Origin of the sequence: Arthrobacter sp. lap29 (genome assembly GCF_032458965.1) — a bacterium.
Classification (GTDB): Bacteria; Actinomycetota; Actinomycetes; order Actinomycetales; family Micrococcaceae; genus Specibacter; species Specibacter psychrochitiniphilus.
Genome location: NZ_JAUCEK010000010.1, coordinates 58,725 through 76,633 on the forward strand (window position 1 = coordinate 58,725; position 17,909 = coordinate 76,633).

Annotated in this window: 18 protein-coding genes; 9 read left to right on the forward strand and 9 right to left on the reverse strand. The window is 60.7% G+C overall.

All coding sequences use genetic code 11. The features are described 5' to 3' along the window. The first annotated feature begins 1,049 nt into the window (after nt 1-1,049). Nucleotides 1,050-1,478, forward strand: a complete 429-nt coding sequence (locus RY113_RS15975) for a universal stress protein (RefSeq protein ID WP_315915366.1) — start codon at nt 1,050-1,052, stop codon at nt 1,476-1,478. A 10-nt stretch (nt 1,479-1,488) separates the two neighbouring features. Here RY113_RS15975 and RY113_RS15980 read toward each other — a convergent pair whose 3' ends face one another. Then, the gene (locus RY113_RS15980) at nt 1,489-2,112 is read right to left on the reverse strand and encodes a hypothetical protein (RefSeq protein WP_315915367.1); all 624 of its coding nucleotides are present in this window, start codon (nt 2,110-2,112) and stop codon (nt 1,489-1,491) included. Between the two features lie 100 nt (nt 2,113-2,212). After that, entirely contained in the window at nt 2,213-3,205 is a 993-nt protein-coding gene (cyoE, locus tag RY113_RS15985) for a heme o synthase (protein ID WP_315915368.1), read from the reverse strand. A gap of 221 nt (nt 3,206-3,426) precedes the next feature. Here cyoE and RY113_RS15990 point away from each other — a divergent pair, with 221 nt between their 5' ends. Together RY113_RS15990 and RY113_RS15995 are read left to right on the forward strand one after the other, a co-directional pair. Beyond that, the gene (locus RY113_RS15990) at nt 3,427-3,972 is read left to right on the forward strand and encodes a hypothetical protein (protein WP_315915369.1); all 546 of its coding nucleotides are present in this window, start codon (nt 3,427-3,429) and stop codon (nt 3,970-3,972) included. A 192-nt stretch (nt 3,973-4,164) separates the two neighbouring features. After that, complete coding sequence (locus RY113_RS15995) at nt 4,165-6,384, forward strand: DUF222 domain-containing protein (RefSeq protein WP_315915371.1); 2,220 nt, start codon at nt 4,165-4,167, stop codon at nt 6,382-6,384. 7 nt (nt 6,385-6,391) lie between these two features. Here the strand turns inward: RY113_RS15995 and RY113_RS16000 are convergent, their stop codons facing one another. Continuing rightward, the gene (locus RY113_RS16000; RefSeq protein ID WP_110106802.1) at nt 6,392-6,814 is read right to left on the reverse strand and encodes a pyridoxamine 5'-phosphate oxidase family protein; all 423 of its coding nucleotides are present in this window, start codon (nt 6,812-6,814) and stop codon (nt 6,392-6,394) included. Nucleotides 6,815-6,821: 7 nt separating this feature from the next. Beyond that, nucleotides 6,822-7,910, reverse strand: coding sequence for a LacI family DNA-binding transcriptional regulator (locus RY113_RS16005; RefSeq protein WP_315915372.1), 1,089 nt, complete (start codon nt 7,908-7,910; stop codon nt 6,822-6,824). Nucleotides 7,911-8,162: 252 nt separating this feature from the next. Between RY113_RS16005 and RY113_RS16010 the strand changes: the two genes are divergently transcribed. From RY113_RS16010 to RY113_RS16020, 3 genes are read left to right on the forward strand one after another with little or no spacing between them, the layout of a single operon-like run. After that, nucleotides 8,163-9,296: a Gfo/Idh/MocA family protein gene (locus RY113_RS16010; protein ID WP_110106882.1), complete on the forward strand. Its 1,134-nt coding sequence runs from the start codon at nt 8,163-8,165 to the stop codon at nt 9,294-9,296. Between the two features lie 2 nt (nt 9,297-9,298). Then, a complete protein-coding gene (locus RY113_RS16015) occupies nt 9,299-10,543 on the forward strand; it encodes a dihydrodipicolinate synthase family protein (protein WP_315915373.1) in 1,245 nt (414 codons plus the stop codon). Continuing rightward, nucleotides 10,540-11,451, forward strand: coding sequence for a sugar phosphate isomerase/epimerase family protein (locus RY113_RS16020; RefSeq protein WP_315915375.1), 912 nt, complete (start codon nt 10,540-10,542; stop codon nt 11,449-11,451). The genes RY113_RS16015 and RY113_RS16020 overlap by 4 nt, the downstream gene beginning before the upstream one ends. On the opposite strand, the gene RY113_RS16025 is transcribed toward RY113_RS16020, so the two are convergent. Together RY113_RS16025 and RY113_RS16030 are read right to left on the reverse strand one after the other, a co-directional pair. After that, nucleotides 11,448-12,170, reverse strand: a complete 723-nt coding sequence (locus tag RY113_RS16025; protein WP_315915376.1) for an AAA family ATPase — start codon at nt 12,168-12,170, stop codon at nt 11,448-11,450. The two genes, RY113_RS16020 and RY113_RS16025, sit on opposite strands and share 4 nt — an antisense overlap. Before the next feature lie 7 nt (nt 12,171-12,177). Then, nucleotides 12,178-12,759, reverse strand: a complete 582-nt coding sequence (locus RY113_RS16030) for a hypothetical protein (protein ID WP_315915377.1) — start codon at nt 12,757-12,759, stop codon at nt 12,178-12,180. 140 nt (nt 12,760-12,899) lie between these two features. Here RY113_RS16030 and RY113_RS16035 point away from each other — a divergent pair, with 140 nt between their 5' ends. After that, on the forward strand, nt 12,900-13,163 hold the full coding sequence (locus RY113_RS16035; protein ID WP_315915378.1) for a hypothetical protein: 264 nt from the start codon (nt 12,900-12,902) through the stop codon (nt 13,161-13,163). Nucleotides 13,164-13,324: 161 nt separating this feature from the next. Further along, a complete protein-coding gene (locus RY113_RS16040; RefSeq protein WP_315915379.1) occupies nt 13,325-13,813 on the forward strand; it encodes a hypothetical protein in 489 nt (162 codons plus the stop codon). A 345-nt stretch (nt 13,814-14,158) separates the two neighbouring features. On the opposite strand, the gene RY113_RS16045 is transcribed toward RY113_RS16040, so the two are convergent. The 3 genes from RY113_RS16045 to RY113_RS16055 are packed head-to-tail and all read right to left on the reverse strand — an operon-like array spanning nt 14,159 to nt 17,261. Next, nucleotides 14,159-15,808: a DUF1990 domain-containing protein gene (locus tag RY113_RS16045; protein ID WP_315915380.1), complete on the reverse strand. Its 1,650-nt coding sequence runs from the start codon at nt 15,806-15,808 to the stop codon at nt 14,159-14,161. 21 nt (nt 15,809-15,829) lie between these two features. Beyond that, nucleotides 15,830-16,315 (reverse strand): hypothetical protein, encoded by a 486-nt coding sequence (locus RY113_RS16050; RefSeq protein ID WP_315915381.1) that lies wholly within the window; start codon nt 16,313-16,315, stop codon nt 15,830-15,832. 55 nt (nt 16,316-16,370) lie between these two features. Beyond that, on the reverse strand, nt 16,371-17,261 hold the full coding sequence (locus tag RY113_RS16055) for a trans-aconitate 2-methyltransferase (RefSeq protein ID WP_110106795.1): 891 nt from the start codon (nt 17,259-17,261) through the stop codon (nt 16,371-16,373). A gap of 47 nt (nt 17,262-17,308) precedes the next feature. Here RY113_RS16055 and RY113_RS16060 point away from each other — a divergent pair, with 47 nt between their 5' ends. Then, complete coding sequence (locus RY113_RS16060; RefSeq protein WP_110106794.1) at nt 17,309-17,887, forward strand: helix-turn-helix domain-containing protein; 579 nt, start codon at nt 17,309-17,311, stop codon at nt 17,885-17,887. The last annotated feature ends 22 nt before the right edge of the window (nt 17,888-17,909 follow it).

Below are 17,909 nucleotides of genomic sequence, written 5' to 3' on the forward strand. Positions count from 1 at the left end.
TCAAGCTCCTATAAGGTCATGCCCGCTTGACCGCCACCTAATAGAAGGCGTCCGCCGAGCAGACAGATCAGATTCAAGACAAACCCCGCCTGGAGCCGTCAGTCTCACATAGGGTCATGCCCGGCAGAACACCCAATACCAGTATCAACGTCCCAGATCCTTGACACACCTCAGCTGGGTGCGTTGGTGGCGCAGTTAGTAGAGCGACTCCCTCACACCCGTGTGGCAGTCCGGACTTTTTGCCGCTCTGGTACTTGTTCGGGTTGTCCTCAACGACGACTGGGAACCTGGTTGGTTTACAGGATGCGCCTCTTGGTATTCAACGGAGGCCGAAGTGACCGAAAATAACCCGGTACGAGGATGCAAAACCCCGCACCTGGCATCTGGCGCGACCAAGAGGACAATAGGGTCGGGTTTGCCATTGCGATCACTCATTTTAATCCGCCTTGAACCGTTGAAATTCAGTACTCCGCCGCCGCAGAGCGACACCTTCGGGACCTTCTTCATATCGTGTCTGCGAGGATGTGGAGTCTCGAACCATAGGGCCACGCACCTGCAATCGAAGGCCGACGAAACGCGAACGGCAATCAACAACTTGAGACAAAAGCACGACTCAACTAAAAAACACCTAGATGTCCCGCAGGTGGACGAACCACGTGCGGCGGACAAGACATCGTTGGCGCAGGTTTGCTGGTCAGCCGTACTCAGTGCCAGCATCCACCGTAAACGGCCGATCAAGCGCCTGATGAGAGTTCCGGTGGTGCTCGTGAGACCGCAACAAGCTGTGCTGCCAGCTCCAGCAAGGCGGTGCGCGCTCGGTCTGCACTAACTGAGATGAGCACCAGAGATTCACCGTCACTCCGGGTGACCTCCACAGGATGATCTACGGCAGCCGCGACGACTCCCGGGAAAGAGCGGCTCAATTTTCACTTAGCGTAGGATTTATCCAATTTCTGCGGCGAGCCCAAAAACAGGCCAACTACGTCATTTTGGCTTTCTACGGGAGAATAGGAATATCGGGAATCGCCCGCAACCGTAAGGAGCAGTTCGTGTCTGAAGCTACGCCAGAGGTCCGTATTGTTGTTGGTGTTGACGGTTCGCCAGCCTCCGTCCGCGCACTCAAAGAAGGTGCTCGGTTGGCAGCAGAGCTAGGTGGCGCAGTGGACGCTGTAGCGGTCTGGGAAATGCCCACCAAACACGCCAGCTACGCGGCATTGGGCATTGGGAATTTTGAGGAAGGTGCGCAAAAGGTTCTGCGCGACGCGCTCTTCCAGGCCTTTGGTGAGAACGTACCCAACTCTGTCTCAGCCCGACTCATCAAGGGACCGGCGGCCAGTGGGCTCGCCGCCGTTGCAGAAGGTGCGCGCATGCTCGTTGTGGGAAGGCGTGGTCATGGCGGCATCATGGGCTTGCTGCTCGGTTCCGTCAGCGCTGCAGTGGTCAACCAATCGCCCGTTCCCGTACTTGTGGTTCAGTAGTGCTCCAGGTTCAGTAGGAACTGTGCTGCGCCGCAGCTTCGGCCCTCTCCAAGGCAGCCGCAAGCTGGGCCACGGCTTGCTGGTAGGGCCCTATCTGCTGTTCCGTCAGAGGCTCACTACTCGGTGCGGGGGAGAGCCGTCCCGCAACAGCCACTGCTCTGATGAGGGCGGCTGTTTCAGGAACGCCAACATCGCTCATATCCGGAAAATCAATGGCTGCCGCCGGGTCCCATTCGTAACGGCTCCATTGGACGAGCAGTGACTCATGCCAGGCCGAGGTCTCATTAAGAGCGGAAATAAGTGCGAAGTCTCGCTTGTTGGCGGCCGTGTGACGTGCGTGCCGACGGGCATAAAAATGTGTTCCAACGGCCGTGGCAGCCGCCACCAGAACCAAGGCACCAGATAGTGCAGGCGTCTTCATCGCCGGGATCAAGATCATGGGCATCACCATGCACAGGCCCGTGAACGTGTACCAAAACGTTGCGTCGGGATCATCTTTGCGGCGGATTGCTGAGCCTGCCATCCATACGGTGGCTGCAGTGGTTGCCACCACTAGAACTGCAAGAACAAGGAACACCATTTTGTCTCGACCTCCCGGCACCTTGGCCGGACTGCCCCGTCCGGACGCACGCACAGGGCCAAATTAATTAAGCCCTTACCTCAATTGGAAGCCGATTTTTACTCACGGTCAAGGGCCGGCCCCGGCCTAGGACTCATCGGGGGAGAGTTTTTGCTCAGGGCAGGCGCGGGCCAACTGTGAGCAGCACCGAAATAGCGAACATCATGATCAGTGAGTAGCGGAACATGAGGCGTGCCCAACGATCGTTATCCGTGGTGCGAAGCCCGCGAACGGCCAGGACGAGCCACCCGGCTCCTAGGACTGCCATCAGGGCCGTGTAAAACCAGCCGGTATAGCCAAAGAGCTGGGGGAGAAGTGAAACAGCCACGAAGACGGCTGTGTACACCAGGATCTGAACCTTGGTGTTGGCAATACCTCGAACAACTGAAATGACAGGCACCTTGGCTCGGGCATATTCCTGCTGCCGGTAAATGGAGATCGAATAGAACGCTGGCAGCTGCCAGAAAAATAGTATGAGGAAGACTATTGCTGCGCCAGCGTCGAGCTCGTTGCTGGCTCCAACATAGCCGCCCAGAATGGGTGCGGCCCCGGATACGCTGCCCACCAAGGTGCCGTGGATGGACAGGCGTTTGGAAAGCATGCCGTAGAGCACCACATAAGCTAAAAAGCCGGCCAATCCCACGAACACAACTAATGTGTTGGTCCACGCCACTAGTACGGCCATGCCGCCTAGAACGAGAAGGGCGGAGTAAATGAGAGAATTGCGTGCCCCCACACCTCCCGTGATAGTGGCCCGCTTTTTAGTCCTGACCATCAACGTATCAATATCGCGGTCAAGAACATTGTTCAGAACGCAGGCGGAGCCAATGACCAAAGTGGTGCCGATGCAGACTGCCAAGAACAGGAACCAGTCCAGCGCGCCAGGACTGGCAAAGAGGAACCCGGCGGCCGCCGTGAGTACATTTCCATACAGCACCCGCGGTTTGGTCAGCGAATAATAACGCAGTACCGAAGCACGCCATGATGATCCTGTGGCACGGGCAGCCAATGCGCTGTCTTTACCATCCAGGTGCGTCGTACCGTCAAAACTGGTGCTTACGTCTAGATGGTCTGGCTGACCCGGATCGGAAAAACTGCGCACGGCCATGGGCAACTCCAAGAGTGAACGGTGATTCTCACCAGCGTATCGCGGCTCGTCACAAACCATCAGCTATGGAGACCTAGGTAACGATTATCTGCTCTGGAACGCAGGCTGTAACAGTTGGGAGTTCTTTCTGCCCGGACTGCTGCGAGGAGCACAGCAAAGATCTACCGTGAAATAACTCATATATGAGCTAAACATTGTCACTTCCGGAAAGGGTGATTCCCATGAAATACATCAAAGCCTGGCTAGCAGTTGTGGGGTTGCTGGCCGCATTTATCCTTATAGCACCCGCGCCGGCACAGGCGGCGCCCTACTGTGGCATTACGTGGGGCTCTCTCGCCAAGACGGCAGGGAGCGCTTCTAACGCCACAGTTGCCAACGTTCGCGCAGGTCAGCACGCGTGCTTTGACCGCTTGGTGGTGGATCTCAAGGGCCAAGCCAATGGCTACACCGTTGAATATGTGACTGCAGTGGTGCGGCCAGGTAGCGGCGTGGCGGTTCCCGTGCGGGGCGCGGCCGATCTAAAAATAACCGTCAAAGCTCCCGCTTACACCAGCAGTGGCGCGGCTAGTTACACTCCCGCCAACCGTAACGAGCTGGTCAATACAGCCGGGTATGCCACCTTCCGTCAGGTAGCCCTGGCAGGCAGCTTTGAAGGTACCACCACCTTGGCCTTAGGAGTCCGGGCCAGGCTCCCCTTCACGGCATTTGTTCTGAACGGACCAGGCAATACATCCCGCATCATTATTGACGTGGCGCACCGCTGGTAGGCACCTGCCGCCGCTGTTAGAAGTCTCGAGTGCCGCTGTTGTACTTCTTCAAGTACGACGGCGGCACTCACCTTTTTCCTGACCGCCGGCTCGGTCTTCGGTGCGGCTTTGCCTATCGCGATAATCGGATTTATATACGTATAGATTTAGGCTTCTATTGATCTAGCCATATCTATATATTATAATTGTGGTATGGGCAATTCGAGGGAAGTCCCGGCGGATCGGGACGCGTCATCCACCCCACTCAGTGCGGCGGACCTCATTGACGGGCTCGCTCTTCCCACCCTTGAACCGCTGTCGTGGTTCATTTCCTCCATGCAGGGATTACCGCCGCTGCCCATTCCCGGAACCAACAGTGCGCAGCCTGATGAGGGCCCATCGGAAATTGCTGCGCCCCAATCGCAGCTTGAGAGTGTCCGGGTGCTGATAGACGGCTGTGGTGAAGCACTTTCAGCTCTGCGGAGGCATCAGAACCAATGTGCAGCTCTGGTAGCACTGATGGTGGACCGCCTAGAATCTGCAGCCATGCTGGAAGGCGGGCTCTTGACGCTCGATTGGTGGCAGAAAGGCTGCGCCCTGGACCAGATCAGCGCCGAGTTGGCCAATATTTTGCATGTTCCTGAGAGTGTCGCTGGAGTGTTGATCGAGAAGTCAATGATGTTAGTGCGGAAACTTCCCACCTCCATGGAACTGCTCTCAGCAGGGGAATTGGGCTGGGATTTTGCGCTCATCATTGCGGAGGAAACCAGCCTTTTACACCAAGCCGAGATCCCGCAGGAAGCCATCGATTCTTTCGAGAAGCGTCTGTTGGAGCATGCCGGCAATAAAACACTGCCAAGCTTTCGCTCTACCGCCCGCAGATTGCGAGAGCGCAGCTATCCCGAGACCATCGTGGCGCGGACCAGGCGTGCTTATGCTGACCGGAATGTGCGTGTCCACCGTGGATTTGACGGTATGTCCTGGTTTAGCCTTTATGGTCCAGCCCCCACTATCGAGGGGATCTGGGACCAGTGCACTTATACGGCACAAGCCGCCCGGGGCGATCATGAAGACCGGACGCTCTCGCAATTGCGCGCAGACGTGGCGGCCGCGTTGCTGCTGAGGCAGAGCATGGACGAGAACGGCATCCATTTGCCAGCCCCATCACAGGCCGGAACCACAAACGCTGCGCCTACAAACACCGGGCCTAAAAACGCGGTGCCTGCAAACCCCGTAGTGACAAACACTGAGAGTACCCGTGGCCATTGGGGACAAATGGACGGCTCGGCTTCTGGCGGTGATTCCGGCGCTAGTCTCGATCTGCTTCCATGGCAGCTGCGGCCGGAGCCAGATGCATGTGGGGAGGGGCTTTTCCCCGACCCTGATCGCGGTGGGGCCCTGCTCCACCCGTGGCAAGTTCCAGTCTTTGAAGATGCCAACTACTACGACCCCTTGTTTCACGAGCCGGATCCTCGCAACCGCCCGGAATGGCTTTGCAATTCCCAGCTGCCAGAGTTGAGTATTGCAAGCACCGTCAGTGGTGAAGTATGGCCACCGCTGCCACAAGTCACTCCTGTCCTACTAGTTCCGGCGCTATCCTTACTCGGCGTGACCAATGAGCCGGCATGGATGGAGGGAACCGGACCTATAAGTATGGAAGTCGCCAAACGCTTGGCCGTAGAGGCCGGCAGCTTCCTCAGAGTCCTCGTTGATCCCCTAACTAATAGACCCATCGATCGGTATCCGGACCGTTATCGGATCGACCGCGCCATGCGGACCATGCTGCTGATTAGAGATGTTTACTGCCAGTTCCCCGGCTGCATGGCCAAAGCTATTAATTGCGATGTAGACCATGTTAAGAGCTTCGAAAGCGGTGGCAGGTCCATCTATAACAACTTAGAGCACCTGTGCGGTCACCACCATCGGGTTAAGCACTTCAAAGATGACAAAGACAGGCATGGTAGGCGGCGCTGCATTGCAGAACCCGAGCGTCAGAGCCTTCGGCTCCGTGGCTGGTCGCCCCGCGTGGAAGAAAACGGAACCATCTCGTGGACATCGCCTTCAGGCCGTTACTGCCCGCCAGATCCCCCGGAACAGCAACCGCCGGTCTATCCGAAATGGTTGAAAAAGATTATCCAAGGCTCGCTAGGGCAGCACCCCAGTGGTGGGCAAATTGGCCAGCGAATCTTAGCTGGCGAGCCGTTAGCTGCTGCAGCGAGGCAGGAGAGAAGCAACGATTCCTGGGACGGTGTTGTAGGGGACAGCGAGAGCTGGGACGGTGTTGGTTTGACCGAGGATTGCTGGGGTGGCGATACTCTGCCCGATCCTCCGGCGGCCACGCCGTACGACGAGGAAGACGACGCCATTCTGACTCGTTTGGCGATCCTACGGGCTCAAGATCAGCAGCTTCTGGGCCTCGCTGACGCAGCGTAGAGCTCCTTTAGTACCGTTCTGGCTCAGTGCCTAGGGCGAACCGGAATCCCCGGACACTTTGGGGGAGAATCTCCACGAAGGTGTATTTCAAGGTTTGTAGCCAGGGAGTAAGAGGCAGTTCGCTGGCTGCGTCAATCTCTGTTTGCGATTCCAGTACCCGGGCAGTGCCCTTGAGTACCACACTCCAGGCTTCACTTTCGGTAAGTCCGTCTATCTCAAAAGCCACGGAATCATTGATGGTTAGCTCCGCCAACTTCGTCCCGGGATTGGTACGCATCAACAGTTTCCCATCATGGGCCAGATAGTTGATTGGAAAAATGTCTGGCATGTTTCCCACGCTCAGTGCCAACCTCCCAAAGCGTGTGTGTTCGAGGAAGCGCCAGGCTTCCTCTTCGCCCATAACCTGACCCGGATGCTCTTCACTGTTCATACTGTGATTATGCACCATTCGCCGAGCTGGCGGTGGTGCCAGCACTTTCCCGCAGCACTACCGTCCCTGTGACTGTCGATCCGGTCTGCGTTTCCGCCTCTAGCGCCAGGGTTGCCGCCAGCCGCCCTATTTCTTCAAGGGGCAGCCTGTAGGTGCTCAGTCCTGGGAAGTGGTCCCGCAGGGTGGGAATGTCATCAAATCCTGCAACCTGTACATCTTCGGGAATCCTTAGTCCCCTGGACCGCAGCGCAGTCATTGCTCCGAGAGCCATGACATCGTTGGCGGCAAGGATGCAAAGGGGTGAGTCCAGGGAGGTACCTGCGGCAACGATCCCCAAGGTATCGAGGCATTCCAGGGTGGCGTTAAACCCACCGCGGCTCGAGAATTCGCCTTCCACAACGGCCAGGGGAGTTAATTCACGCTCAGTCAAGGCCTGGTGAAAACCTGACACGCGTGATCGCGCAGTGTTCCTGTCATGGGGTCCGGACAGAATGGCAAAGCGCACCAGTCCCCGGTCCACCAGCGCAGCAACCAGATCACGGGCACCTTCAAAGTTGCCAATGGAAATCACTTTGGCATGAGGGATGGATGTGGCTCCCAAGGTGACAACCCGGCCGCCATTTTTGATGTACCGCTCCAGATTCCGGCTCAGCAGAGGGTCCTCTTCGAGGAAGCGTGACGTGGCAAGAATGATGGCATCTGTGCGGTAAGAGATGAATGCATTCACGGCCGCTAGTTCGGCGCTGTGAGTGGCGCTGTGAGTGGAACCGTCAGTGGCCCCGTCACCGCCGCCAAAATCTGTCCCCGCCAGCAGCACCTGGCGCCGCGACTTCAGCGCAACCTCCTGAACGCCGTGCGCAATCGCGGAAAAGTAAGGATCGGCGATGTCGTGCACCACCAGTCCCACCAGGCCCGTGGTTGAGCGGGCCAGCGCCTGAGCCTGCGCATTGGCTACGTACCCCAACTCTTCGGCGGCAACCCTGACCCGCTCGGTGATGTCGGCGGCCGGGTTTCGCGAGGAACCATTCAAGACGCGTGATGCAGTGGCTAGCGAGACGCCTGCAAGGCGGGCAACCTCAGTGAGTTTGACGGGCACAGCATTTTCCTTGTCATGAAGGACGCGGTTTGGTCTTGTGAACGGGTTGCCCCAATGATATGTTGAACAGCAGATGGAAAGCGCTTTCCAAGTATCAGGCCACGCCGGGCAGTCCGGCTCTCCAACAACACCATCCGGGAGATTCACATGACTCTGACAGCATCCACCGAGCAGGCAACTGCACAGTCCACATCTGTTGGCAACGAAGCCAGCAACGTCGCCGGCGGCAAGCCGCGCGTCATTCGCATTGCCATGAACGGCATCACCGGGCGCATGGGCTACCGCCAACACCTGCTGCGTTCCATCCTGCCCCTGCGTGAAACCGGGCTGACGCTAGAAGATGGCACCAAAGTTGGCATTGAGCCCATCTTGGTAGGCCGCAACGCCGAGAAGGTCCGCGAACTGGCGGAACTGCACCACGTTGAGCACTGGACCACCGATCTGGATGCGATCATCGCCGATCCCACGGTCGACGTCGTCTTCGACGCCTCCATGACCAGCCTGCGCGCCGCCACCTTGAAGAAGGCCATGGCCAATGGCAAACACATCTTCACCGAGAAGCCCACAGCGGAGACCCTCGAAGAGGCCATCGAGCTGGCCCGCATCGGCAAGGACGCCGGCATCACAGCAGGCGTTGTGCATGACAAGCTGTACCTACCGGGTCTGGTCAAGCTGCGCCGTCTTGTTGACGAGGGATTCTTCGGCCGCATCCTCTCGATCCGCGGAGAGTTTGGCTACTGGGTGTTCGAAGGTGACCACCAGGCCGCACAGCGCCCCTCCTGGAACTACCGCAAGGAAGATGGCGGCGGCATGACCACTGACATGTTCTGCCACTGGAACTACGTCCTTGAGGGCATCATCGGCAAGGTCAAGAGTGTCAACGCCAAGACTGCAACCCACATCCCGGCTCGCTGGGACGAGGCAGGCAAAGAATACAAGGCAACGGCGGACGACGCCGCCTACGGCATCTTCGAGCTCGAAACCCCGGAAGGTGACGCCGTCATTGGCCAGATCAACTCCTCCTGGGCCGTACGCGTTTACCGCGATGAGCTTGTTGAATTCCAGATCGACGGCACCCACGGCTCTGCCGTCGCCGGCCTGAACAAGTGCGTCTCCCAGCAGCGCGCCAACACACCCAAGCCCGTCTGGAACCCGGATTTGCCCGTGACCGAATCCTTCCGCAGCCAGTGGCAGGAAGTCCCCGCGAACGCAGACCTGGACAATGGCTTCAAGCTGCAGTGGGAAGAGTTCCTGCGCGATGTTGTGGCCGGCCGCGAACACCGCTTCGGTCTGCTCTCCGCAGCCCGCGGCGTGCAGCTGGCCGAACTGGGCCTGGCCTCTTCCGCCGAGCGCCGCACCCTGGACATCCCGGAAATCGAGCTCTAACAATGACACTCTCAATTACCCTTCCGCTGCCCAGCGGCGAGTTAGAAAACCTGACGCTGAACGCCACTGGTCCTTGGCGCAAACCCACCGAGCTGATCACTTCCCGCAAGGTTTACGCCGCCGCGCACGTCACCCCGAGGGTGCTGGGCAACAACGTCCCCGGCGCCCCGGCTGACATTGACTGGGACGCCACCTTGGCATTCCGCCGTGAGCTGTGGAGCTGGGGCGTGGGCATTGCCGACGCCATGGACACCGCACAGCGCGGCATGGGACTGGACTGGGCCGCCACGCAGGAGCTCATCAACCGCTCCGCCGCCGAGGCCGCGCTCATTGCCACCCCGGAACGCACCGTGCGTGACCTTTTGGCCTGCGGTGCCGGCACCGACCAGCTGGATCCCGCCACGGTGGAGCCGGGCGAGGCCGGGCTAGCCGCAGTGCTAGCTGCCTACCGAGAGCAGATCGCCGTGGTCGAGGCATCAGGGGCCAAGGTCATCATTATGGCTTCCCGCGCCTTGGCCAAGGTTGCCTCCGGTCCAGATGATTACCTGAGCCTCTATGGCACCCTACTGACCGAGGTCAAGCAACCCGTGGTCTTGCACTGGCTGGGCACCATGTTTGACCCGGCTCTGGCCGGCTACTGGGGGAGCGACGACGTCGCCGCAGCCACCGCAACATTCCAGAAGCTGATTGAGGCCCACGCTTCCAAGGTTGACGGGGTGAAGGTTTCCCTGCTCGACGCCGGACATGAAGTTGCGCTGCGTGCCAGCCTTCCTGAGGGCGTGCGTCTGTACACGGGCGACGATTTCAATTACCCGGAACTGATTGACGGGGACGGCGAACACTATTCGGACGCCCTCTTGGGCATCTTCGCCGCCATTGCCCCTGCCGCATCCACTGCGTTGCAGGAGTACGATGCCGGCCGCTCGGCAGAAGCAGGCGCCATCCTGGACTCCACCCGGGATCTTGGCCTGCACATCTTCGAGGCACCCACGTACTACTACAAAACGGGTATTGCCTTCCTTGCCTGGCTCAACGGCTACCAGGCTGGGTTCCAAATGGTCGGCGGCCTGCACTCAGGCCGGGACCTGAACCACTTGGTCAAGCTGTTCCGCTTGGCCAACACAGCAGGGCTGCTGCTCAACCCCGAACAGGCAGCCACCCGCATGGCAGGCTTCTTGAACGCGGCCGGGGTCGCCTCAGTGGCCAAGGGCGCCGAGTCCACCGACCTGGAAGGAGCACAAGTATGAGCACCTTTGAGAAGCTGTCCATCAACACCGCCACCATTAAGAAGGCATCGCTGGCCGAGGCCCTGGACCTTAGCGTGGCTGCGGGCCTGAAACACATTGGGCTGTGGCGTGACAAGGTGGCCGAGGTTGGCCTAGAAGCGGCCGTCGAGCTGGTCAAGGCCTCCGGTCTGCAGGTTTCCAGCCTGTGCCGCGGCGGCTTCCTGACCGCAGCCGATGGCGCTGGACAGGCCGCAGCGCTGGCCGATAACAAGGCCGCCATTCTCGAGGCCAAGGCCCTGGGCACCACCGAAATCATCATGGTGGTGGGTGGGCTGCCGGACTTCAGCGTCTCACCCGGCGCCGTTGACGGGGGCGGTGAAGCTACCGCCGTGGCTGGTGGCAAGAACATTGTCCTGGCCCGCCAGCGCGTGGCCGACCGTCTGGCCGAACTGGTGCCGTTCGCACTGGAACATGGTGTCCGCCTGGTGTTGGAACCGCTGCACCCCATGTATGCAGCCGACCGTGCCGTGCTCTCGACCCTGGGCCAAGCCCTGGATCTTGCTGCACCTCACCCGGTCGAGGCTGTTGGCGTTGTGGTGGACACCTTCCACGTCTGGTGGGACCCGTCCCTGCGCGAGCAGATCGCCCGCGCCGGCGCAGCGGGCCGCATTGCCTCTTACCAGGTCTGCGACTTCAACCTGCCTATCGCCGCCGAGGCACTGCTGTCCCGCGGTTTCATGGGCGACGGCGTAATTGACTTCGCCTCCATCGGCCAGTGGGTTGCCGAGGCAGGCTACAACGGCGTTGTTGAGGTGGAAATCTTCAACGAGGACATCTGGAACCTGCCCTACGCGCAGGTCGTTGACACGGTCAAGGCCTGCTACGCCGAACTGGTGGAACCACATTTGGTGCGCGAACTGGCTGGCTAGATGTACTTCAGGAACCGTTCCGGGGCGTCCATGAAGGAGCGCCAGTTCCGTACGAGTTCAAGCTCCTCCCAGCTGTTGGGACGCAACCCCCACGGCCCCACCTCGTAAATGTCGGCTCCCGGCAGGGATGCCAACAGCGGGGAGTGGGTCGAGAGGATGACTTGGGAGTCGCCGTCGTCCATCAACGCGGTGAGCACGCTGAGCAGGGACAGGCAGCCGGAGAAGGATAGTGCGGATTCGGGCTCGTCCAGGATCCACAGTCCGCCGCCCCGGAAACGGTTCACGATCAGCTCTAAGAACGATTCGCCGTGGGACATCTCGTGGTAGTTACTGTCCGGGATGCCGGTAGAGGGGTTGTCCTCGAGGTAACTGAAGAAGCCGTGCATGGTTTCGGCGCGCAGAAAGTAGCCGTATTTGCTGCTGCCTATGTTGCGGTCCACTTTGAGGTAGGAGTGGAGATCGGATTCGGTGGGGCGGCTGTGGTGCATGGCGCCAGTGGAGCCGCCCTCCGGGTTCACCCCGTAGGCCATGGCGATGGCCTCAACAAGTGTTGACTTGCCGGAGCCGTTCTCGCCCACGAACACCGTGGCGCGGCCCAGGTCCAGGCCCTCGCGCAGTATGTGCTGCACGGGGGCCAAGGTTGCGGGCCAGATGTCTGGATTGGGCGGGTTGAAGTCGTTGATGCCCACATGGTGAAGGGGGGTTTGCCCAAAGATCATGGGGTTCCTAGGTGTAGAAGGGTTGGGGTTGGGCCGGATCGGCAGGGATAACATCAAGGCGTTCATCCGCGCAGAGGGCCTCGATGGCTTCCGCTCCTGCCCCAATTCCGGCCCAGTGCGGGTCAACATCGTTGGAAATGCACCATGACCGGTCTGCCGGCCAGATGTAGGCAGGCTCTGGCAGCCACGGCTGTCCGGGAGCCTGATCCTCTGTGGCAATGTCCCAGCTTCCGTTCTCCGAAACGCTCCCGTGATAGAGGAAGAATTCCCGGTGCGGGGTTTCGAAGCGGGCGCCGGGCATGGCGAATCCGTGACCGTCCCAAAATGCGAAGAAGAGTTCCTGAGGTGTTGTGGTGTAGCTAAGCAAAGTGGACACCACAATGTTTAGCTGTTCCGTTTCGGAAAGCCCTCCGGTAGCAACAGCGCCGTCAGTTTCGTCTTGTCCGGCCCGGGTGGGATCCGGGATGAAGCGCAGCCGGGCATGGCTGTCAAACGCCGCCGGACCAAAAGTGAGAACTCGCTGCCACGGCAGCTCGGAGTTGATGATCCAGCTGGCGGCGGCGCAATAGGGACTGGGGCGAAGACTCATGCACTTACTCTATCGAGGACTGGATTGAGCGGAAGCAATACTGGAGCGAGCCTTACGCCAAGCGGGCTTCATAGTCTTCCCGGCAACCTTTCAGGTCCCCACAGCTCGCACGGGACTAGCATTGATAGTTAGCAGAGGCAATGAATTCCCCTGCCCCAAATTCTGATGAGGGGCGCTGCATTGTGGAACAGGCGAGAGTGCGTGGTGGCGGCAAAGCTGCAAGCTGGCGGGTCCGGGACTTAGCCAATCCGCACTACAAGTGGATAGTTCTTTCCAACACCACTCTTGGCGTCCTCATGGCCTCCATCAACGCGTCCATTTTGCTGATCGCCTTGCCCGATATTTTTCGCGGTGTGGGCATTAACCCCTGGCCCCCGGAAACACCAGCCTGCTGCTGTGGTTGATCATGGGCTACATGGTGGTCACAGCCGTGCTGGTTGTCAGCTTTGGCCGGCTGGTGTTCTTAGTGTCCGTCCCTGTAGGGCTCTTCGGCACAGTCTGAGCGTACCTGCGGCTGCACGATACCGGAGCGCGGACGCCCGCACGTCTGGATTGGTGGGGGAACGTGAGCTTCGCGGTGGGCTTGATTGCCGTGTTGGTGGGCATCACCTACGGCATTCACCCCTACGGTGTTCACACCATGGGGTGGAGTAACCCGTGGGTTCTGGCTGCGGTGATAGGGGGAGCCCTGGTGCTGGTGCTCTCCGCCATTGGCCGTGGCGGGGTCATGTTCATCCTGATCATTTGGCTGCAGGGGATCTGGCTGCCGCGCCATGGCTACAGTTTTGCGGATACGCCACTGTGGGCCGGGATTTACATGCTCCCACTCACCGCCGGTTTCCTGGTGGCCGGGCCCATCTCGGGCGCTATTTCCGATAAGCACGGAGCCCGACTCCTGGCCACCGGCGGCATGGTGGTGGCGGCTCTCAGCTTTGGTTGGCTGCTGCTGTTGCCGGTGAACTTTGCGTATTGGAATTTTGCCCTGGCACTGCTGCTGAACGGGATTGGCATGGGCCTGTTCGCCGCCCCCCCCCCAACCGAGCCGGCATCATGAACGCGCTGCCGCCCAACCGCCGTGGCGTGGGTGCTGGCATGAGCACCACCTTCCAGAACTCGGCCATGGTGCTCTCCATCGGCATCTTCTTCTCCCCTATGGTCACGGGACTGGCCCGGACCCTGCCAGCCACCCTAAATACCGGTTTGATGGCCCATGGGGTGAGCGCGGCCGACGCTGCTTTCCTCACCGGACGCGGGTTCTTCCCGACTCTGATCTCCGGCCCGTTTGCCGACGGGCTTGCCGTGGCCTTTGGCTTCGCCATCGTGGCCTGTCTGGTGGCGGCAGTGGCCTCCGCCTTGCGAGGCGGCAAGTACGCCTATGGTGACGGCGAGGAACTGGTGGTTAGCGCAGGGCGCGGAAGTACCTCCACCGCACGAGTTTCTGCACCATTAGCAATACCGGAAACAGCCCGTGCCACGGTTGTTGCGGGGCGGCACGCGTTAGGGAGCGGATACTCAGGTGCACCGCGTCACCGTCACGGTGCACAATGAAGGCTTCCTCTCCGCTGACGGGATGTCCCGGCAAGGTTCTGTAGGCGAAGCCTGAGCGGTCAGGGGTGTCCACCACGGCAACCACCTGCACGGGTTCCACGACCTTCACACCCAGCAGGGATGCGGTGACATTGACGTGCTGGCCCTCCACCACGGGGCCCAGTGTGTCCACGCTGAAACCGCTACGGGTTTTAACCTTCCACGTCAGCACGTCCTTCGATGCCCGCTGCCATAGTTCCTCACCGTGGCCCAGGACAGTGGTCACCTCGGAAACCCGATAGCCCTGGACGTTATAGATCCACTGGCCGCGTTCCGGCACCGTCAGGCACCGGGCCCGCCCACCCTGCGGCGCCCAGGAGAGACCGTCCGGATCCTGACGCCACGTCTGCCGCGATGGCGCATCCGCCGGAACATCGCAGAGCCAGTAGGTTGCGTCGGGATCCCAGCCAGCCAATACGGACGAGTATTTTTCATCGATGGTGATCTCGCGCCCGGCCGTTGTCAGGTACCCACCCATGGTGAGGTGGACGGCGTCGTACTTCTCTTTCAGCATGGACCAATCCGGCATGAGCCACTTCCCGTTGCGCCCCGTGGTCCGGTACCAATCCTGACGCTTGGAGGCCGTCACCTCCAGTGAGTGCTCGCGGCACAGCCTGGCCCAGTCTTCGGGGGAGTCGATCCGGAAAATCCGAGCATGGTCAGGCACCTGCAGTGCATGGAGCACAGCCTCATCCTCGCCGAAGCCATCCTCCACGAGCCACAAGCCAACAGGACCCAAACCAGCCGGGCCCAACTCGCTCTCCTCCCGTCCAGCCATCATGCGGGTGCTGGTGGGCAGTGCCCAGGGCGGGCGGGACCACCAATCCCCACTCCAGTTCGAGGTGGGGTCACTGGGGCGTTCACGGACGGCGTTGGCCTCATCTTGAAGAGTATCCAGCCGCCACTGTGTGAGCGTCTCGGCGGTGTTTCCCTTTGGCGCGGGCGGACGTGGCGGGTCCGCAACGAAGGCAGCGTTCCACTGGGCTGCAGGCTCCAGGGGAGACGTCCACCAGTGCGTCAGCGGCGAATCCGCTAACTGCTGGGCAAAGCGATGTAAGGCGCGGCGCATTGCGGGGGTGGCGGCCAGGACGTCGTCACCGTCCGGCTCCTGCCAGTAACGGGCCGAGTTGACTGTAGAACTGAGCGCTTCCAGAAGAAGGGACTCCGTGAGCATGGGCAGCGGCACCGCCTCCAGTAGAGCGGCCACGTCCTGGGCCGTGGGGTTCGGAACCGGCTGCTCGGCGCCGGGTCCGAAGAGAACAGTTGACGTGCCGCGATCCGGGTCGCGGTTGTAGGCGGCGTAGAATCTGGCCGACCCAAAGCCGCCACTATCCTGCCCTGTGCCGCAAGATTCCGTGGCTACCGCATCGGCGGCCAAGCCCGCAAGCTCCAAACAAAGCCGCCGGCCACGGGGCCCGGCGAGCAGAGCGGCAGGATCCAGAACACGGCGATTTTGTGGCATGGCCCTTGCCTACCGGCACCGTCAGTCCAGCTGGATGCGGACGCTCTTGCCTGTCAGTTCGCCATGAAGTGTGAATTCGAGGGAAAGGTGCTTGACCCCGGGCGGTGGTTCGGGCACAAAGTCCCACGAGGCGGACCATTCGGTTCCGGTTCCTGCAACTCGTCCGCCCACCCGGCGGTATTCAGTCTCGTGATTGTCCGTAATGACAGCCTGGACCGGGGTAAGTACCGTTTCTCCTGGCATGATGGGCCGCGGTCCGGCCTCCTCCTTGCCGTGGGCCGTGCGTTCCTTCGCCCACGCCTCCAACGCAGTGACATAGGCGCTGTCACGTTCCATGGTGGCTTGGCCTCTGGCTCCGGCTAGGTGCACCCTGATACCGCGTCCATTGGCACCGGGCCCCATGAGCTCGAGGATCTCTGAAGTAACTTCAACCCCAGCAAAGCGCACGGCAACGCCCTGGTTCGAGGCAATGATGAGGTCTGCGGGTGCCCATACGATGCTTGTCATGGTTTCAGGCTAATCCACGTGCGGCGGCAGTGACAGGCCCACACTAGCGATGTCTTTACGGCTTGCGGGCAGCCCAACCGGTACGGTGTCCACGCACCTGCAAGTCTCCACGGCGTTCCAAGGACTCCGGTCCGTCACCCAGCAGCAACTCGAGAGATGCCATGTCTGCGGAGGAGGCCGCGTCGGTAGGGGAGTAAGCGCCAGTTGGGGAGGCGGTGTCAGCGAGCGTCTGGTGGATGCGTGCCAGGAAGTGACGGGCATAGCGGGCGGCAAGTTCCGGCGTCGAGCTTCCCACGGTGGGGAACGGGCGGCGCTGGACTGTGAATCCCACGCTTGCCAGGACGGGCTGCCAGTCCGGGAAGTGGTTCCAGCCCATGCCGGCCAGGATTTCATGGAGGCGCGGCTCCAGGCCCGGTGCCAGCGGCGAGCCTGCCGGCAGAGTTTCGGGGAGGAAGCTGGGCAGCCCGTCCATTTCAAGGACTAGCAGCAGACCGCCTGGATTCAGTGCGGCGAACATGTCCGTCAGAACGCGGTAGGGATCGGCCACCTCGTGCAGGGAGGAGGACGCCCACAACAGATCCGCTGTTATTTCCGACGGCCAGGCTTCATCAAGATCGGTTTGGATCCCACGCACGCGAGCCCCGACCCCATTCTCGGCTGCCGCCGCACGGGTCATGGTCAGCATCTGCGCCGACTTATCTAGGGCGGTGACTGCTGCATGCGGGAATTGCTGTGCCAACGCAACCGTGCCCACACCGGATCCGGCACCCACATCAATCATTGTCTCCGGCTCCTTCGCAGCAAGGGATGCTGCCCAGGCGGTGGCCTCTGTCAGGTAGGAGCCGAGGATGCGGGCGTCTAGGTTGAGTGTCTGCGCTAGTTCGGCGTCGTTCGTGTGAGGGTGTGCGTGGCCTTGGGCGTGTTTTTCGTGTTCGTGGTTGCTCATATTTCCACGGTAGCTTTCCAGTGCTGATAACGCATACACTTTTGCGTATGACGCAAGAATCTGATGTTGATGCCCTGATCCGCCAACGGATCCGCAGCCTCCGACTGGCGCGCGGCTGGTCGCTGGAGAACCTCGCTTCCCGGTGCGAGCTCAGCCAGTCCACCCTCAGCCGCCTTGAAACCGGGCATCGGCGCATAGCGTTGGATCAGCTGGTACCCATCGCCCGCGCTTTTGGCACCACTCTGGATGCTCTAGTGGAGACAGCGGACGATCAGGATGTGGTCATCCGCCCTCAGCCCGGCCACTCACAAGGCCTTACCACGTGGGTACTTTCCACGGGAGACGGCCTGAACGGCAAGACCGTCGCCAAAATGCGCATCACCCCGGACCGGCCCCACCAGCTCGGAGTGCACCCCGGTCGGGACTGGTTTACCGTTCTAGCCGGGATTGCGCGGCTGGAACTGGGGGAGCGAACCATCCTGGTACACCCGGGCGAGGTGGCCGAATTCTCCACCATGGTCCCGCACGCCATTTGCGCCCACGAGGGTCCTGTGGAGATCCTCTCCATTTTCAACCACGACGGCGAACGAGCCCACCTTCACGACGCTCCCCACGCGGCGGGGTAGTGGGAGAACTAGTCCGAGGCCG

Bases quoted from the DNA above. Each gene is read 5' to 3' on its own strand.
- cyoE (WP_315915368.1), bottom strand. From the start codon at position 3,205: ATGGCCGTGCGCAGTTTTTCCGATCCGGGTCAGCCAGACCATCTAGAC.
- RY113_RS15990 (WP_315915369.1), top strand. From the start codon at position 3,427: ATGAAATACATCAAAGCCTGGCTAGCAGTTGTGGGGTTGCTGGCCGCA.
- RY113_RS15995 (WP_315915371.1), top strand. From the start codon at position 4,165: ATGGGCAATTCGAGGGAAGTCCCGGCGGATCGGGACGCGTCATCCACC.
- RY113_RS16000 (WP_110106802.1), bottom strand. From the start codon at position 6,814: ATGAACAGTGAAGAGCATCCGGGTCAGGTTATGGGCGAAGAGGAAGCC.
- RY113_RS16010 (WP_110106882.1), top strand. From the start codon at position 8,163: ATGAACGGCATCACCGGGCGCATGGGCTACCGCCAACACCTGCTGCGT.
- RY113_RS16015 (WP_315915373.1), top strand. From the start codon at position 9,299: ATGACACTCTCAATTACCCTTCCGCTGCCCAGCGGCGAGTTAGAAAAC.
- RY113_RS16020 (WP_315915375.1), top strand. From the start codon at position 10,540: ATGAGCACCTTTGAGAAGCTGTCCATCAACACCGCCACCATTAAGAAG.
- RY113_RS16025 (WP_315915376.1), bottom strand. From the start codon at position 12,170: ATGATCTTTGGGCAAACCCCCCTTCACCATGTGGGCATCAACGACTTC.
- RY113_RS16030 (WP_315915377.1), bottom strand. From the start codon at position 12,759: ATGAGTCTTCGCCCCAGTCCCTATTGCGCCGCCGCCAGCTGGATCATC.
- RY113_RS16035 (WP_315915378.1), top strand. From the start codon at position 12,900: ATGAATTCCCCTGCCCCAAATTCTGATGAGGGGCGCTGCATTGTGGAA.
- RY113_RS16045 (WP_315915380.1), bottom strand. From the start codon at position 15,808: ATGCCACAAAATCGCCGTGTTCTGGATCCTGCCGCTCTGCTCGCCGGG.
- RY113_RS16050 (WP_315915381.1), bottom strand. From the start codon at position 16,315: ATGACAAGCATCGTATGGGCACCCGCAGACCTCATCATTGCCTCGAAC.
- RY113_RS16055 (WP_110106795.1), bottom strand. From the start codon at position 17,261: ATGAGCAACCACGAACACGAAAAACACGCCCAAGGCCACGCACACCCT.
- RY113_RS16060 (WP_110106794.1), top strand. From the start codon at position 17,309: ATGACGCAAGAATCTGATGTTGATGCCCTGATCCGCCAACGGATCCGC.